Here is a 17025-nt window from a genome sequence, read left to right as displayed (position 1 = left end):
TATATTGTTTGGAATGTAGAAAATCAAGAATCGGAGCCCGCATATTGAGCCAAATCCCATTCTTAAAGATCTGTTTTTAGGCTAAAAATGAAAATTGGCGATAAATGGGAATGATCGTCGATAAAGTCGAAAAGTCGCTGATATATTGAGATAATCGCTGATAAAATCTAAAAATCGCCGATATATTGTTTGGAATGTAGAATATCAAGAATCGGAGCCCGCATATTGAGCCAAATCCCATTCTTAAAGATCTGTTTTTAGGCTAAAAATGAAAATCGTCGATAAAAGGGAATGATCGCCGATAAAGTCGAAAAGTCGCTGATATATTGAGATAATCGCTGATAAAATCTAAAAATCGCCGATATATTGATTGGAATGTAAAAAATCAAGAATCGGAGCCCGCATATTGAGCCAAATCCCATTCTTAAAGATCTGTTTTTAGGCTAAAAATGAAAATCGTCGATAAAAGGGAATGATCGCCGATAAAGTCGAAAAGTCGCTGATATATTGAGATAATCGCTGATAAAATCTAAAAATCGCCGATATATTGTTTGAATGTAGCAAATCAAGAATCGGAGCCCGCATATTGAACGATTCCTCACAGAAGTGCGTTCTAAATGCTTTTTTATATGGATAACAAGATTAACTCAAATTTGTTCTTTGAGAGTATTTAATATAGATGAAAGCAGCGGCCAAAAGTATTGTAAGAAAAAATATTAGTAGAAAGCCAACTAGGATAAAGCTTTGAGGCAAGAAGACAGAAAAAAGCATTACGAATCCTCCGGCAAACAATGTATAGGATATCGTCCGTGCCACTTGATTCCAAGTATTAAAGTGTGAATGGGTGCTTTCATCTTTTAATTGCAGTCTGGGCAGTGTGTTCCCGGTAATAATAAAAACCGAACCAACTATGATAGGCAGCAGGGTAATCATATTAAATGGATTTCCTAAGCCTAAATAGATGATAAAGCAATGTAATAATAAGAGTACACCATTCAGTACAGTCGTAATGATTCCTAAGCTTTTTTCAAATCGTTGAAAACATTCGAAAAAGAGAAAAAATAAGCAGTGCAATACTACTACTTCTTTTTCATGCTAATTGGCGGCTATTTCATAGCAGAAAAGATTAAAAAGGATTACGAACTTTATTTGATAAACTATCGTAATCTAACAATTATGGGTATGCTTTCAGCAGAGTGATACTCTTTCATTAATTAGAGTGATATTAAGAGACTTTTATTTTCCCTTGCCAATAAAAAAAAACGCAAGATATAAGGAAAAATTAATAATAAAACATTTGCCTATGAGAATTTCAGAACTAACTATAGTTCATATTAACTTGCATTTTATTTTAGCAAATTTAGTTATATAGCCATCCACAAATCTCCATCAAATGAGATCTGCAAATGGCTTAACCACTGTTCGTTTATTCTGCTTGTGCGTCCTTTTGTTTCCAATAATAATCACTAAACACTTCTGAGAATGCTTCCATCGTATTGTCAAGCTCCTTGCGATTATTATCAACGCCACCGGCTTCTAGCAGGATGGCTCTGTCTGAAAGGTCTTGATTGTATATGCCGTTACCTTTGCTGTAGTCTTTTTTCCCAATACCTCTGCTTAATCCTGGATATTTTTCTTCGAGCATGTTATGCAGATCTTCTGCTAACTTTAGATTTTTTTCAAAGTTCTTACTTTCACTGCCTACTACGAAAAATACTCTTGCGTACTCTTTCCCGTTTATTTTTATAAAGGTCTTATCTTTTCTTAGAGCATCTCTATGAATATCGATCAGATAGTCCAGGTCATTGTTTGCGGACATGGCTTCTGTTACAAGGTCTCGTACAAATGGATACGAATGATTAGCGTTTAAACCGTCTTGATGAAGTGCTGCAGTCATATTGGTTTTATTATGCTCGACGCCAATTCCTTTTGAATTTAAATTTTGCAGCAGCTTATTGCCGACAGATATGACGTTAACCTTCTCATTATTGCTTACGGCATCGTCAGGAACGGTTCCGTTTTTAATAAACGGCAGGTAAGATTCCCAGCTATGCGTATGATAAATATACACGTTTTTCTTGTCGGGAGGCTTAACGGGAGAACCGTTGTTATTGTCAGTTTGTTCTTTTTCTTCAGATTCTGATTGGACTGTTTCTCTATCCTTAAGTAATTCCTCCATAGGTGGAGATGATTCAATAGGCAATGTCGTATAATCCGTTCCTTGACCAGCAATATGAATCTTTGTATCAAAAAAAGAAAAAGAAGGCAGTTCCCTACCTAAAAAGGTCCTTGGATCTTCTGGTGTAATGCTTGTAGCAAATTTAAATGCCATATCTGAGACCGAAACCTGTTTAATTTCCTTTTCATCGACAAAGCTTTGATTGGCGCTTTTTAATAGATGAAGATAGATTGAACTGGACTGTGGCTCATTAATGACAGAACTAGCAATGTCTGAGGACATTTTTACTGTGAATAGAGTGATTCCACTGGCAACGATGATACAAGCGAGTGTGAAAAAGACAACTGTGGCGTTGATAAATAGAAATAATTGATAGCCCTGTGATTTCTGCATATCATCCATCCTTTCTATTAAAATGCATATGAAAAAGTGGAGGAGGATATGACAAGCGTGTTTGCAGAATCTAGCATTTTCAGCCATCAAAATAGGAGGGAACATGCATCATTTAAGGGTTTATAATTTTATAAAAAAATAAGGCGAAAAAGAAGGAAATGCTTCTTTTTCGCCTTAATGTATTATTCTTTTAACCCTTTCCCCATACCTTTGAGGAAGTGAATACCAAAGCCAATTGATCGATTAATATCAGGATCATTTAGGACTTTTACTAAGTTCATTACACCTATTTTTTGTTCTGATTCCAGGAAGGTTTTTCCTTCATCCAATCCAGACAGCGCGCTTTTAATGAGCTTGGTTGTTTGTCCAGCATCAGCTTCCATTAACGCTGCTGTAGCACCCATGAGTGTGTTAATTAGATTGGTTACTGGTTCCCTTGAGACTTGGTCTAGAGCAATTTTAGCAATTTTTTCTTTTCCTTGCAGCATGGAACTCGCTGCTTCTAATACACCAGAGTCATTCAATTCTCCAAGGATTTTAAAAAGATTATTAATTGTATCCTCGTTTTCTGAAACAAGAGATTTCAATTCTTCCATTTTTTGCTGCTTTACTGCTTCTTCATCGACTTCACGATAAATTTCCGTTATAGGAGCTGCCATTTATCTCATCCTCCTTTTAATTATCCGTTAAGTGAACGTAACCAGGACGTTTCCATTTGCGCGCAACCTCAACACCGTTTTGCGGATTGCGTTTTTTGTTCCGCGGATTCGTTCTTGGGAGTGGCTGATCTCCACTATTGCTTAATACTTCCATACGAACCATTGTTTGCTTATAAGCAGGTGTGCGTGTCCGTGAATCATATAAAGGACCTGTTAAGAAATTGATTGCCGTATCCTTATTTACAGAGTTCATTGGTAAATAAAGCTCATTTGCCTTCACTCGATCTGTAATGAGCACATTCAGTTTAACCGCCCCGAAAGGAGAGACTAAACGTACGAGAGCACCATCATTCAGACCACGATCTTTTGCTAGATTCTCTGATACTTCAACGAAAACATCCGGTACTTTAGATTGAAGTCCTGTTGATTTATTCGTCATATTCCCTTCATGGAAATGTTCGAGCATCCGTCCATTATTGATATGGAGATCGTATTCCTCAGGGAAACTTGCAGGCTCTACCCAATCTGAAAGGGCAAATCTAGCTTTCTTATCTGGGAAATTGAATCCATCTGTATAAAGTAGTGGCGTACTTTCACCATCATAACTGCCCCAGAAGAAGCTATTCCAGCCTTCAAGAACATCATAGTTTGCTCCTCCAAATAGCGGAGAAAGGCTTGCCATTTCACCAAAGATTTCACTAGGATGAGAATAATTCCAGTTCGCACCTAAGCGGTTAGCAACCTCTTGGGTGATCCACCAGTCTGGTTTTGAATCTCCTAATGTTGGTAAAGCTTGGTATAATCTTTGTACACGACGTTCTGTATTAGTGAATGTACCGTCTTTTTCCAAAGAAGGGGCAGCTGGTAAGACAACATCTGCATATTGAGCTGTTCTAGATAAGAAAATATCTTGAACAACGAAGAAATCAAGCCCTGAAAGAACTTTATCCACATGGTTGGCGTCAGCATCAACAAGTGCCATATCTTCACCAACGAGATACATTGCTTTCATATCACCTTTTTCAATAGCCTGCAGCATTTGGATATTATCCATTCCTGGCTTGCCATCGATTTTTACACCATATGCTTTTTCGAATTTAGCACGAGCTACATCATCTGTTATATGTTGATAGCCTGGGAGCCAAGTTGGCAGGGTACCCATATCACATGCACCTTGTACATTGTTATGTCCACGAAGCGGGTAAGCACCTGCACCAGGACGACGGTAGTTACCAGTTGCAAGCAATAGGTTAGAAATGGCAGCAGATGTATCAGATCCACCCGTGTTTTGAGTAACTCCCATACCCCAAAGAATACATGTTCCATCGGCATCACGAACCATTTCGGCAATATTGATGATTGTTTCTTTAGGTAATCCAGTATTTTCTTCTGCGTATTCCAATGTATATTTCTCAAGTACTTCTTTGAAATCATTAAAATAATTTACGTTTTCTTCAATGAATGATTGATCATGCCAGCCTTGGTCAATCATGTACTTTGTTACAGCCATTAGCCAAACCTGGTCGGTACCTTGGCGTGGGCTAACGAATAGATCAGAACGTTCAGCCATCTCATTTTTACGCAAGTCTGCTACAATCAGTTTTTGTCCATGAAGCTTATGTGCACGTTTAACACGAGTTGCAAGCACAGGATGACCTTCAGCAGGGTTCGCGCCGACGATGATAACCAGTCCAGCTTCGGAAATATCTTTAATTGTACCTGCATCGCCACCCATACCAACTGTACGGAACAGACCGTCTGTTGCCGGTGATTGACAATAGCGTGAGCAGTTATCGATATTATTCGTTTCGAACATTTGTCGAGCAAGCTTTTGAATCACATAGTTATCTTCATTTGTAATTTTAGATGATGAAATGAAACCGATTGAATCTTTGCCATGTGCTTGTTTGATCGAGCCTAATTTACTTGCAACAAGATCAAGCGCCTCATCCCAGCTGGATTCTACAAATCTGCCATCTTTACGGATAAGCGGTTTTGTTATTCGTTCTTCGGAATTGACAAAATCCCAGCCGAATTTACCTTTAACACAAGTAGAAATGGCATTTACTGGTGCATCGTGGCTTGGTTGAACTTTCAAGATTTTACGATCCTTCGTCCATACCTCAAATGAACATCCGACACCACAGAAAGTACAAACGGTTTTTGTTTTTTCAGTACGTGTGTCTCGCATAGCTGCTTCCACTTCAGAAATGGCGAAGATTCCGCTGTAGCTTGGCTCAACTTCTTTTACTAGATCGATCATAGGCGTTAGCAATTCATCACCCATGTTCGTCATAAAGCCAGCTTCACCAAGCATTGATTTTTCCATTAAGGCATTACATGGACAGACTGTGACACATTGTCCGCATGATACGCATGAAGAATCGTTAATAGAGGTATTTGCATCCCAAATGACGCGAGGACGCTGTCTTTCCCAATCGATTGTTAGTGTTTCATTTACTTGCAAGTTTTGGCAAACTTCCACACATTGTCCGCAAGCGATACATTGGTCAGGATCGTAGCGGTAAAAAGGATGTGACATATCCACTTCTGATTTTTCCGATTTCGGTGTATATGGATATTTTTGATGCTCGATTTCCATCATTTCGGCTGTATTGTGCAGCTTGCAGTTCCCATTATTATTATCACAAACGGTACAATACAATAAGTGATTTTCAAGAATCCGGTCCATTGCTTCCGTTTGCGCTTCTTTGGCGCGGCTGGAGTCTAAGCTAATATTCATCCCAGCGGTTGCAACAGTTGAGCAAGAACGGACAAGTTTGCCATCTACTTCAACAATACATGTATCACATGTTTCAATTGGGTCCACTTCGGGTACATGACATATCTGTGGATGGGCAATTTCATTTTCATTGATGATTTGAAGAATCGTCTTTCCGGCGTTTCCCTCGTAATCGTTTCCATTGATTTTAATATTCACATTGGAAGTCATTACATTTCCCCCTTAAAACTAACAACTTTCTAATAAAAACATAAAAAAACCACCATGTTTTACACAGCTAGCCCTAAAATAGGCAGGTGTAATACATGGTGGAGTAGTTAAATAACAACACTTGCTATTATACCAATCCAAACCATTATGGTTTTTAGGAAAAATGATAGATTCATAACAATCCAATATTACCAGTCCATCAATTCCATTAGCTATTATATCGTTAAAGTATAAAAGACACAATACTAGATTGTCAGAACAGATTTCACCTTTTGAAGCGTTAAACCACAAGAATGCATTACATTACCACTTTAATTTTTAGAAAAGTTGTTTTATGATAAAACAATTGAAGCTTTATTAAGTTTTTTCAAAGGGGTAAAAAAATGTCTAAAGTTGTTCATGAATTTAATGATATTATACGAAAGTTAAGGAAGGACTTATTCGGTAAAGGTCCAGAGAAAATCCATACAGTCTTTGTTGAAAATATGGCTGTGTCCACTTTATATGGAAATTTAACACCTACAGAGCAATTTATATCCAGATCGGTTGAAGGAAAAGATATGGTACATGCTGCTAGGACTAGAATGATTCAAGATGTATATGCTGAAAGCACTCCAGATGGTATGGAAGAGCTGATCGGTGCCAAGCTTATCCATTTGTTCACAGATATAAAAGTAGAGGAAAATATGGCTATATCTGTGTTTGTATTTGATAAAAATATAACAGAATAGTTGTTTAAAAGTGGGGGGATACATACATGAAAGAAATTGAAACGAAAAGAGAAATTATACGTATCAGTAACGGTAAAATTGAGCGTAGGCAAGATACAATCGTGACGGAGTATCCAATCACTGTAAAAATAAATGGGCAGGAATTCGTAACAATGGTCTGCACGCCGGAATACATCGAGGATATGGTTATCGGCTATTTAGCTTCTGAAGGCGTCATCAAAAAATATGAGGAAATCAAGGATATCTGGATTCAAGAAAAAGAAGGTTTTGTCCATGTGACAACAGATAAGATCAATCCTTATTATCAAAATTTCCAAAATAAGCGCTACATCACTTCTTGCTGCGGCATGAGCAGACAAGGGTTTGTCTTCGTGAATGATGCATTAACTGCAAAGAAGATGCAGGATGTAAAAGTAACATTGACACCTGAGGAATGCTTTCGATTAATGAAGGAGCTTCAAGCGTCAGCAGTTACCTTCCAGCAAACAGGCGGGGTTCATACAGCTGCTTTATGTGATAAAAACGGGATGATTATGAATCGAATGGATATCGGAAGACATAATGCATTAGATAAAATCTATGGATATTGTTTAAAAAATGGTATATCAATGGAAGGGAAAATCATTGTTTTTAGTGGTAGAATCTCATCTGAAATTCTTTTAAAAGTAGCTAAAATTGGCTGTGAAGTGATTTTATCAAAATCTGCTCCAACTGAATTCGCTCTACAATCAGCCGAAGAGTTAGGAATTACTACCGTAGGTTTTATTCGCAATGAATCAATGAATATATATACTTGTCCAGAGCGGATTACTTTTTAACAGTAAAGTTTTTAAAATTGCCAGTAGCCAAGGTTTTATTTTTTTGGTAGGATATATTTTGCATCTATGAAATGGAAATGAAGCAAGATCTGTCTCATTTCTATTCACAAAGAACATTTATGATGGTTGATTTCCTTGTATGGATTGCAAGGTGATTAGGCAGCATTCAAATTGGCCTGTATGAAGCAGGTTTGTTTGTGTGCTGTCTTTTTTATGTTTAAGGGGGATGGAGAAAATGGCATTTAGTAAGCCACAGGAAATTATGGAACAAACAATCAATACAGGGGTAGCAAAGACAAAGATACCCTTACCTGCTTTACTTATTCTTGGATTTTTAGGCGGAGCTTTTATATCATTAGGATTTTTACTAGATATAAGAGTCATAGGGAATCTGCCAGCAGAATGGGGAAGCTTTGGTTCGTTTATTGGTGCAGCGGTCTTCCCAATTGGACTTATACTTGTTATTTTAGCGGGCGGAGAATTGATTACGGGTAATATGATGTCCGTATCGACCGCGTTATTTTCTAAGCGGATTTCATTAATGCAGCTGATTAATAACTGGTTTTGGGTTTTGCTGTCTAACTTTATCGGTGCACTTTTTGTTGCCTATTTTTTCGGTCATATTGTCGGGTTAACAGAAACAGGTCCTTTTTTAGATAAGACGGTTGCTTTAGCTGGAGCTAAAATTGATGATACTTTCATGCAAACGCTCATTTCTGCTATCGGCTGTAACTGGCTTGTATGTTTAGCTGTATGGTTATCCTATGGAGCACATGATTTTGCTGGTAAAATTCTTGCGATTTGGTTTCCGATTATGGCCTTCGTTGCCATTGGTTTCCAGCACGTAGTAGCCAATATGTTCCTTATTCCAGCAGCAATATTTGCTGGTTCATATACTTGGCTAGATTTTATTCAAAATATCATACCGGCCTTTATTGGAAATGTCATCGGCGGTGCGATTTTTGTGGGACTTGCTTACTTTATGGCTTTCCAAAAACAAGATGTGAAAGAAGTACATTTAAGAAAAGTTTCATAAAATGAGCAACTTTTCTTTGTCCTTGCATATAATAATTCATTAGAATTTATTGGATGTGATGAGGATGGAAAAATTTTATTGTGATCATTGTAAGACTTTGTACAACGAAGCAGGAGTTTGTCATGTATGCGGCCTAGCTGCCGGCAAGAAAATCATTATAGAAGTGCAAAAGCATGATAAAAAACGCCAAAGCTAGCAATTGGAAAACATTTAGTAATGATTAATAATAAGAATTATTTTATCATTTAATAGCACAGCAACTCCTTCAAAACTATTCAAAGCTGAACTTAGGGAAGTCTTACTGACTTTTTTAAGTTCAGCTTTTTTTGTCTTTTTTACTATTTTTTCTATAGTTAATATAGTGGTTTAAGAAAGTGAAGTGTTTTGTTTTATGTGGCATGGGGAAATAACGAATATGCGTATATTATCTACAATTGTGGAAAAATTAACCTTATATTAATGAAGGAGAGAGCTCCACATGCCATCAATCATATCAGTTGCTGAAGCAACCCCTGAGTATACATTAGAACAGGATGAGGTTGTTGAGTTTGCAAGAGACCTATTTTCTGATTCATTTAAGGATATCGATCGCCTGCTAAAGGTATTCCAAAACGGACAAATTGAAAAAAGACATTTTGCCAAGGGACTGGACTGGTTTAAATCAGACAAAAGCTTTGCTGAAAAAAATAATGCTTTTATAGAAACAGGTGTGAGCCTAGGTGCCGAAGCAATTGAAAAATGCTTAAGCAGTGAAGTTTTCCTTAAACAAGTTGTACCCTATGATGAAATCGATGCGATTTTTACCATTACGAGCTCTGGAATCGCTACGCCGAGCTTAGAAGCAAGAATCATGAATAAACTCCCTTTCTCCGAACAAACGAAGCGTATCCCGATATGGGGTTTAGGTTGTGGGGGAGGTGCTTCAGGGTTATCACGGGCCAACGAATACTGTCTTGCCTTCCCAAAAGTGAAAGTTTTGGTGTTATCCGTGGAACTCTGCAGCCTAACTTTTCAAAGAAATGATCGTTCTAAGAGTAACTTAATTGGCTCATCGCTGTTTGCTGATGGTGTGGCTTGCGCATTAGTTGTTGGCGATGAGTGCGAGAAGGGCAACCTGCAAAAATTATCTGCTGTTCCATATATACAGGCAACACAGTCCACAACAATGAAAGATTCATTGGATGTGATGGGATGGGATGTTAAGGACGAAGGACTTTACGTCGTTTTTTCCAAGGATATACCATCAATCATAGAAGGATGGCTTAAGCCGAATGTGTCTAAATTCTTGTGTGATGTAAACATGGTTATGAGTCAAATTCAGCATTTTGTCGCTCATCCAGGAGGAAAAAAAGTCATAGATGCCTATCAACAATCTCTCCAATTTGATGAAAAGATGACAAAAATCTCCTTGGATGTATTAAAGGAGTATGGAAATATGTCGTCTGCTACCATTCTTTATGTATTGCGAAGGTTTATGGAATTTGCAGATCTGGGAGAATATGGACTTGCTACTGCCTTAGGACCAGGGTTCAGCTCTGAATTATTGCTGTTGAAATGGGAGTGATGATATGATTTTCTACTTTTTTTGGGTATTTGTAATCTGCCAAAGGTTATTCGAATTAGTTGTGGCAAGAGGAAATGAAAAATGGATGAAGGATCGAGGAGCTATTGAATTTGGACAAGGACATTATCCGCTTATTGTTATGGTGCATACCCTGTTTTTTATTGTCCTGTTCGCTGAGGTCTTTATATTCAATCATTCATTGACACCTTTTTGGCCGGTCCTGCTGCCCATCTTTATCCTTTCGCAGGCTGGGAGATTATGGGCGCTCAGCTCATTGGGTCGTTTCTGGAATACTAAAATCATCGTGATGCCGCATGCAGACGTAGTTAAAAAGGGGCCATATAGATTGATGCGCCACCCAAACTATTTGATTGTCACACTCGAATTTATTATTATCCCACTGCTTTTTCATGCATATTATACGGCTTTGGTTTTTACGATTTTAAATTTTGTGATTTTGTTAATTAGAATTCCTGCAGAAGAAGAAGCTTTGAAGCAGCTGACAGAGTATGAAGAAGCTTTTCCGCGCATGAAGTCCGATAGTGGAATCGGAAAAATTTGAAAAATGCTTGGGACATCATTGAAAATCATTCTCGATTATGATAAGATTCTAATTGAAGATGATAGTTATTCTCAGTAGAAAGGTGTTGTTGCAATATGACGACTCTCTTCGTCATTGGCACTGTCGCAGTTTATAGCGTTGTGATGAAATATGTCCTAAGTAACGTAACAAAACCGCAAGTTAGATCCTAAAATGAATTTTGAATGATACATATTAAATAAAGAAGCCGCTGAAGCGGCTTCTTTTTGTTTTTATACAGTGTGTTAAAAGCAGCATTAAGCCACTTATTGCCTGAGTGAATTCACTTATTCCTAGAATGTATTGGATATTTTAGGAAAAAAGTAACAAGGAATAAATACGAAATGATTCTATCTAATCTTTTGATTATTGTGAAAATAATATATGATTTTGGTAGATTTTTAAAAAAACATGATTAACTGTTGAGATTGATTAGTGAAAGGAGAATAGGCATGTCTGAAAAAAAAGTGAGCAGAAGAAAATTTTTAGGCTTCCTTGGTGCAGGTGTAGTTACGATAGCTGCGTCAAGTTTACCATTAAAGGTTTTTGCAGATGAAACCAATCCACCCCCAATTGAAGGAGATCCTAATAGTTTGCCCCTTGAGCCAGATCAATGGGGAGATACGTATCTTGCTGAAGATGCTGAGCTGCCCCAAGATCCGAATATTCTTTTAGTAGATATTGATTCATTGCTGCAATAGAATAATAGAAAAATTAGGAGATAGTACATATGTCGATATCAAGAAGATTAAATATGATCCAAACTGCAGCATCTCAGATAGGCACATTGGAAGGGAATAATAATGATACCAAATACGGCAAATGGATAGGGATGAATTATCAGCCTTGGTGTGCAAGCTTTGTAAGTTGGTGTGCTGCACAGTCAGGGAATAGCGATATTTTCACAAGAAGTGCAAGTGTTGAATATCATAGGAGATTTCACGATGGACTAAGTAGAGAATACTATAATAAAGAAGATTTTTTAATATTTGCTAGGTTAGAGCCGGAAATATTAAAGCGAATAATAGGTGGACTTTTGTTCTTCCGACAAGGCAATTTTTGGTCACACATAGGAATAATAGAAAGATATGATCATGAACATAAAGTATTTTATACGATAGAAGGAAATACTTGGCCAGGCGTGCCTTACATATCAACAGCACATGGGGTATTCCGAAGACATCGGTATGTAAATGATAGCAGTATTGCAGGGGTTGCTGCTCCTTATTACGAGAGTGGCAATAATCCTTATCCGCAATTAGGTGGTGTAGTCCCAATCGGACCACCATATGATAGCAGCGGTACATCATCTTTCCCAGGTTCCCGCTATTTTTATATAGGAGCAAACAATAATTATGTAACCTTATTGGGGAAAATGCTAGTAAAAGCAGGGTATGGCAGATATTATTCAGTAGGACCAGGGCCAACATTCTCGTCCGCTGATCAACAGGCATGTGCTGCTTTTCAGAGAGCACAGGGGTGGTCTGGCAGCGATGCTGACGGAATACCCGGCCCAAGTACATGGAGTCGTTTAACTGGAATTTATGGAGGAGGCAATAGTTATTCACCTCCGGGTTTCCCTGGCGCGCAATATTTTAAAAATGGAGCGTCTAATCAATATGTCACAATTTTAGGTGTTCAATTAGTAAAAGCAGGGTATGGCAGACATTACTCTGTGGGTCCAGGGCCAACGTGGGGAGAAGCAGATAGACTTAACTGTCAAGAATTCCAACGGTCCCAGGGGTGGACTGGGGGCGATGCAGATGGATATCCCGGTCCCTCGACATGGCAGAGATTATTTCAACTTGCAGGAAGTGCTCCTAACGTATCAAAGTTTCCTGGTATTCATTTCTTCGGTAACGGAGCAAACAATGAATACGTAACTTCAATGGGTAAAAGGTTAATCCAAAAAGGATATGGCCAATATTATTCTGTTGGAGCTGGACCAAAGTGGAGCGAATCGGATCGTCAAGCATGTGCTGCCTTTCAGAGAGCGCAGGGGTGGTCTGGCAGCGATGCTGATGGAATTCCGGGCCCCTCTACATGGCAAAAACTGTTTTCTTAATGAGCATAAAAGTAAAAACATTATCTATATGATAATGTTTTTTTACTTCACAAAAAATATTGTTTTTAAATTTGGATTGTGATAATCCCTAAAGTAAACCCCTATTCAATACGCAAAAATGTTTGCCTCGACAATTCTAAGCTGTCCAGCCTTGGAGGATAGCGCTTCGAGTTCTTTAGCCAAGTAAGAAGCAGATGCCATTACGCATCTTCATTTCTTATTTCGTTTAAGCTTTTCATGGTTGAACGCGCCCGCGCAGCATTTCGTTGTTCCCATAGCCGATGTTTTATAATATATTAGTACCTATATAGGAAATATAGTGAAAATCGGATAGAATAAGAAGTAAATTGATGTGACAAGGGGATTTTTTTATGGTTCAGATAGTAGATCAACAGCTTGATCGATTAGGGTTATTAAAAAGAGCTGCGGCTTTATATACATTTTTTCGCGATAATGGAGATCAGCAAACGGCAGCAAGGGCAAAGGACCTCGTTTTAAAATTGCGCGATTCAGAATTTTCAATCGCCTTTTGCGGCCACTTTTCTGCTGGAAAATCAAGTATGATCAATCAAATGGTTGGTGATGACTTGCTGCCTTCCAGTCCAATTCCGACCAGTGCAAATTTGGTAAGAGTAAAGGCTGGAGAGGACTATGCAAAAGTGTTCTTTAAGGAAGGTCCGCCAAAGCTTTATCTGGCGCCATACGATTATGAGCGAATAAAGAGGTTCAGCAAAGATGGGGACCAAATAAGAACGGTCGAAATCAGTCATTCGGATACGACATTGCCATTGAATACAGTGATTATGGATACCCCAGGGATTGATTCGACGGATGATGCTCACCGTATTGCCACGGAATCCGCTTTGCATTTAGCGGATCTAGTCTTTTATGTGATGGATTATAACCATGTTCAATCTGAGTTGAACTTTTTGTTTACGAAGGAATTAACTGCAGCTGGAAAACAGGTGTATCTCATCATTAATCAGATTGATAAACACCGCGAGGAAGAATTAACGTTCTCACAGTTCACTGAAAGTGTGAAGGATTCATTTGCCTCTTGGGGCGTGCATCCTCAAAGGATTTTTTATACTTCTTTGAAGAAAAAGGATTTGGCAGAAAATGAGTTTCCTGCATTGCAGTCATTTATGCAAGATATGATTGCGAATAAGGAGGAACTTTTGCCGCAGTCAGTCTTTCATTCATTGAAAAAGCTTTCTGAAGAACATCTTGTTTATTTAGAAGAAAAACAAGGGATTGAATTGGAAGGATACGAAAGTGCATTAGCAGATTTGCCTGAAGATGAGCGTCCGCTCGTATTTGAAAAAGTGCAATCGCTTCAAGCTCAGTTAGCCAACATAAATAAGCTTCTTCAATCGACGGAAGTTCAATTAAACAATGACATAGATGAAATATTAAAAAATGCTTACTTAATGCCGTTTCAAACGAGGGAATTAGCGGAGAAGTATTTGGAATCAAGGCAGTCCGACTTCAAAATGGGCTTGTTTTTTGCCAAGCAAAAAACAGAGCAGGAAAGACAAGCCAGGTTGGATCGTTTATTTGAAGATTTCATCGAAAAAGTCCAAGCGCAAATTGTATGGCATATGAAAGAGCTTTTCTTAAAAAAATTCAAGGAACATGATATTCATGATGACCTTCTTATCGCAGCTGCTCAAAATTTTCAAATGACAATTGATCAAGAGGTGCTGTCCAGCGCTGTAAAAGGCGGTGCGAGACTTTCCGGCGATTATGTCCTGCAATATACAAACGATGTAGCAGAGAGTGTAAAGAAAATCACGAAAACTGCTTTAAATGGATTAAAGTCTGGCTTCGTCACTTCCCTGCAAGCAAAAATGAAAAAAGAACAAACAAAGATAGAAACAGAGTTGCAGTCTATGCAAACCTTTGCTGATGCCCTTATAGGCTTGAATCAGTTAAAGGAGAATATTGCACGCTTTAAAGAAGAGCTAGGCAAGTTTCTAACTGGTGAATATAAGTATGAGAAATACGAAATGGCATCTGAACAGCTGCTCCATGAGCAAGAGGAAGAAGCGGAAATTGTGCATCCAGGAGAAGAGGAAAAGGTGCTGGAAAAAGAAGCGCGTAACGATGCAACGGATGAAGATGAGCAATTCATATTAAATAGTGAGGAAGATTCTGCAGAAACAACCAAACATTTAGTAGGAAAGCTTAAGTATACGTCAGAAGAAATTGCTTCAGTTCCAGGATTTAAGAAAATTTCCAAGGAACTTTTGCAAAAAGCAGGCAGGCTGGAGAACAGGCAATTCACTGTTGCGCTTTTCGGAGCATTCAGCGCTGGCAAATCTTCATTTGCCAATGCTTTAATTGGTGAGAAGCTTCTTCCTGTTTCACCGAACCCGACTACAGCTGCAATCAATAAAATCATGCCTGTAAACGAGGAAAATCCGCATGGAACTGTGCTTGTCAGGGTTAAATCACAAACAGTATTATTTGCTGATATTAATCGTTCTTTGCAAGTATTTCAACGTGAGGCAAAAGATTTTATCGATGCAATCAAGAAAATCAAAGGCATTCTGGCAGACCAGCATGATTTTGATGCCAATGAAAAAACCCATTTCGCCCTTTTAGCAGCTTTTTCAAAAGGATTCGATCATTTTAAAGACGCACTGGGCACCATAATCCAAACAGATTTAGTGGAGTTTACTGATTACGTGGCAAAAGAAGAAAAATCATGCTTTGTCGAAATGATTGAAGTTTATTATGATTGCGAGCTGACGAGAAAGGGAATCAGCCTTGTTGATACACCTGGAGCAGATTCAATCAATGCCCGCCATACAGGTGTAGCCTTTGATTATATTAAAAATTCCGATGCCATTCTCTTTGTTACTTATTATAATCATGCCTTTTCAAAAGCTGATCGGGAATTTTTAATCCAGCTGGGACGTGTAAAAGATTCATTCGAGCTCGATAAAATGTTTTTCGTCGTCAATGCGATTGATCTAGCAAATAACGAAAGTGAAAAGAATGATGTATTGGATTATGTAAGTGAACAATTAATTCAATATGGCATTAGAAAGCCTCATTTATACGGGCTTTCCAGCATGCATGCACTACAAGACAAACTGAGCGGAACACAAGGCTCCTCAGGAATACAAGCTTTCGAAAAGAACTTTTATTCTTTTATTAACAATGATTTAATGAAAATCTCTGTTACATCTGCAGAATCGGAATGGTTGCGTGTGCTTTCCCAGCTGCAATCATTTATCCAATCTTCACAAGATAGCAAAGAGGCTAAGGATGGCAAAAAGAGGCAGCTTTTAAGGGAGAAGGATGAGATAAACGGGATTTTAACAAGTCAAGATGTATCTTTGTTGACGCAAAGGCTTGAACAAGAAGCAGATGAGCTTGTGTTCTATATTAAGCAGCGTGTCTTTTTGAGATTTGGAGATTTCCTGAAAGAGTCATTTAATCCAGCTTTGCTAAAGGATGATGGGCGTGATTTGAAGAAAGCGCTGAAGGTAGCATTAAACGACTTTCTGCAATCCTTTGGTTTTGATTTTGCCCAGGAATTAAGGGCAACCACCCTTCGATTGGAAGTCTATATTGGCAAGCAGCTTCAGCAATCTTTTGATCGTTTGACTAAACAGGCGCAGGAAATCAATCAGCAGCTTTCATTTAGCAGACTTGAAGTTGAAGCAATGGAAGGAACTGACTTTGAAACAGCATTTGTTGAATTAGACTTGGTTCAATTTAAGAAAGCGATGTCCCATTTTAAAAACCCGAAATCCTTTTTCGAAAAAAATGAAAGAAAATATCTTGCCGATGAACTAGAGAACGCTCTTCAAGTCCCGGCCGATGATTATTTGCAGAAATCTAATCAGCAATTAAAGGATTATTATGAAGGAATGCTGAAGCAAGAAGATGAACGACTAATTGCTTCTTTAAGTAATCAGGTTGAGGAATATTATGAGGGCATGATGGCTGCTTTAACTGCCGATTTCTCTGTTGCCCAGCTGATTGAGATAGAGAATCGCTTAAAGTCATACATGTAAATAAAGGAGTGTGCTG

At 38.2% G+C, this 17025-nt stretch carries 13 protein-coding genes; 9 read left to right on the top strand and 4 right to left on the bottom strand.

What is annotated here, in order from left to right:
- Positions 1-642 precede the first annotated feature (642 nt).
- The 4 genes from J2S17_RS19205 to fdhF form a co-directional block, all read right to left on the bottom strand.
- Positions 643-1074: a hypothetical protein gene (locus J2S17_RS19205; RefSeq protein WP_307477389.1), complete on the bottom strand. Its 432-nt coding sequence runs from the start codon at positions 1072-1074 to the stop codon at positions 643-645.
- 352 nt (positions 1075-1426) lie between these two features.
- The gene (gene spoIIP / locus J2S17_RS19200) at positions 1427-2572 is read right to left on the bottom strand and encodes a stage II sporulation protein P (protein WP_307477388.1); all 1146 of its coding nucleotides are present in this window, start codon (positions 2570-2572) and stop codon (positions 1427-1429) included.
- A 182-nt stretch (positions 2573-2754) separates the two neighbouring features.
- Positions 2755-3231, bottom strand: a complete 477-nt coding sequence (locus J2S17_RS19195; protein WP_307477387.1) for a helical membrane plugin domain-containing protein — start codon at positions 3229-3231, stop codon at positions 2755-2757.
- A 16-nt stretch (positions 3232-3247) separates the two neighbouring features.
- A complete protein-coding gene (gene fdhF, locus J2S17_RS19190) occupies positions 3248-6184 on the bottom strand; it encodes a formate dehydrogenase subunit alpha (protein ID WP_307477386.1) in 2937 nt (978 codons plus the stop codon).
- Between the two features lie 383 nt (positions 6185-6567).
- On the opposite strand from fdhF, the gene J2S17_RS19185 reads away from it, so the two are divergent.
- From J2S17_RS19185 to J2S17_RS19145, 9 genes are all read left to right on the top strand, one after another.
- Entirely contained in the window at positions 6568-6915 is a 348-nt protein-coding gene (locus J2S17_RS19185; RefSeq protein ID WP_307477385.1) for a Na-translocating system protein MpsC family protein, read from the top strand.
- 26 nt (positions 6916-6941) lie between these two features.
- Positions 6942-7733 (top strand): formate dehydrogenase accessory sulfurtransferase FdhD, encoded by a 792-nt coding sequence (gene fdhD / locus J2S17_RS19180; RefSeq protein ID WP_307477384.1) that lies wholly within the window; start codon positions 6942-6944, stop codon positions 7731-7733.
- Positions 7734-7968: 235 nt separating this feature from the next.
- On the top strand, positions 7969-8769 hold the full coding sequence (locus tag J2S17_RS19175; RefSeq protein ID WP_307477383.1) for a formate/nitrite transporter family protein: 801 nt from the start codon (positions 7969-7971) through the stop codon (positions 8767-8769).
- Between the two features lie 64 nt (positions 8770-8833).
- Positions 8834-8965 carry a hypothetical protein gene (locus J2S17_RS19170; protein WP_307477382.1) on the top strand — a complete coding sequence of 44 codons (132 nt, stop codon included), beginning with the start codon at positions 8834-8836 and terminating at the stop codon, positions 8963-8965.
- A 282-nt stretch (positions 8966-9247) separates the two neighbouring features.
- Positions 9248-10333 carry a type III polyketide synthase gene (locus tag J2S17_RS19165; protein WP_307477381.1) on the top strand — a complete coding sequence of 362 codons (1086 nt, stop codon included), beginning with the start codon at positions 9248-9250 and terminating at the stop codon, positions 10331-10333.
- 4 nt (positions 10334-10337) lie between these two features.
- Positions 10338-10895 (top strand): isoprenylcysteine carboxyl methyltransferase family protein, encoded by a 558-nt coding sequence (locus J2S17_RS19160; protein WP_307477380.1) that lies wholly within the window; start codon positions 10338-10340, stop codon positions 10893-10895.
- A gap of 470 nt (positions 10896-11365) precedes the next feature.
- Positions 11366-11614 (top strand): twin-arginine translocation signal domain-containing protein, encoded by a 249-nt coding sequence (locus J2S17_RS19155; RefSeq protein WP_307477379.1) that lies wholly within the window; start codon positions 11366-11368, stop codon positions 11612-11614.
- Positions 11615-11643: 29 nt separating this feature from the next.
- Positions 11644-12978, top strand: a complete 1335-nt coding sequence (locus tag J2S17_RS19150; RefSeq protein WP_307477378.1) for a peptidoglycan-binding protein — start codon at positions 11644-11646, stop codon at positions 12976-12978.
- A gap of 371 nt (positions 12979-13349) precedes the next feature.
- Positions 13350-17009, top strand: coding sequence for a dynamin family protein (locus tag J2S17_RS19145; protein WP_307477377.1), 3660 nt, complete (start codon positions 13350-13352; stop codon positions 17007-17009).
- Positions 17010-17025: the final 16 nt, after the last annotated feature.

Source organism: Cytobacillus purgationiresistens (assembly GCF_030813235.1).
GTDB classification, from domain to species: Bacteria; Bacillota; Bacilli; order Bacillales; family Cytobacillaceae; genus Cytobacillus; species Cytobacillus purgationiresistens.
Note: the sequence above shows the minus strand (reverse complement) of the source record. Positions and strands in the feature narration are given on the sequence as shown.

Excerpts from the sequence above, each read along its gene's own strand:
- spoIIP (WP_307477388.1), bottom strand. The coding sequence starts at position 2,572 with ATGCAGAAATCACAGGGCTATCAATTATTTCTATTTATCAACGCCACA.
- J2S17_RS19195 (WP_307477387.1), bottom strand. The coding sequence starts at position 3,231 with ATGGCAGCTCCTATAACGGAAATTTATCGTGAAGTCGATGAAGAAGCA.
- fdhF (WP_307477386.1), bottom strand. The coding sequence starts at position 6,184 with ATGACTTCCAATGTGAATATTAAAATCAATGGAAACGATTACGAGGGA.
- J2S17_RS19185 (WP_307477385.1), top strand. The coding sequence starts at position 6,568 with ATGTCTAAAGTTGTTCATGAATTTAATGATATTATACGAAAGTTAAGG.
- fdhD (WP_307477384.1), top strand. The coding sequence starts at position 6,942 with ATGAAAGAAATTGAAACGAAAAGAGAAATTATACGTATCAGTAACGGT.
- J2S17_RS19175 (WP_307477383.1), top strand. The coding sequence starts at position 7,969 with ATGGCATTTAGTAAGCCACAGGAAATTATGGAACAAACAATCAATACA.
- J2S17_RS19170 (WP_307477382.1), top strand. The coding sequence starts at position 8,834 with ATGGAAAAATTTTATTGTGATCATTGTAAGACTTTGTACAACGAAGCA.
- J2S17_RS19165 (WP_307477381.1), top strand. The coding sequence starts at position 9,248 with ATGCCATCAATCATATCAGTTGCTGAAGCAACCCCTGAGTATACATTA.
- J2S17_RS19160 (WP_307477380.1), top strand. The coding sequence starts at position 10,338 with ATGATTTTCTACTTTTTTTGGGTATTTGTAATCTGCCAAAGGTTATTC.
- J2S17_RS19155 (WP_307477379.1), top strand. The coding sequence starts at position 11,366 with ATGTCTGAAAAAAAAGTGAGCAGAAGAAAATTTTTAGGCTTCCTTGGT.
- J2S17_RS19150 (WP_307477378.1), top strand. The coding sequence starts at position 11,644 with ATGTCGATATCAAGAAGATTAAATATGATCCAAACTGCAGCATCTCAG.
- J2S17_RS19145 (WP_307477377.1), top strand. The coding sequence starts at position 13,350 with ATGGTTCAGATAGTAGATCAACAGCTTGATCGATTAGGGTTATTAAAA.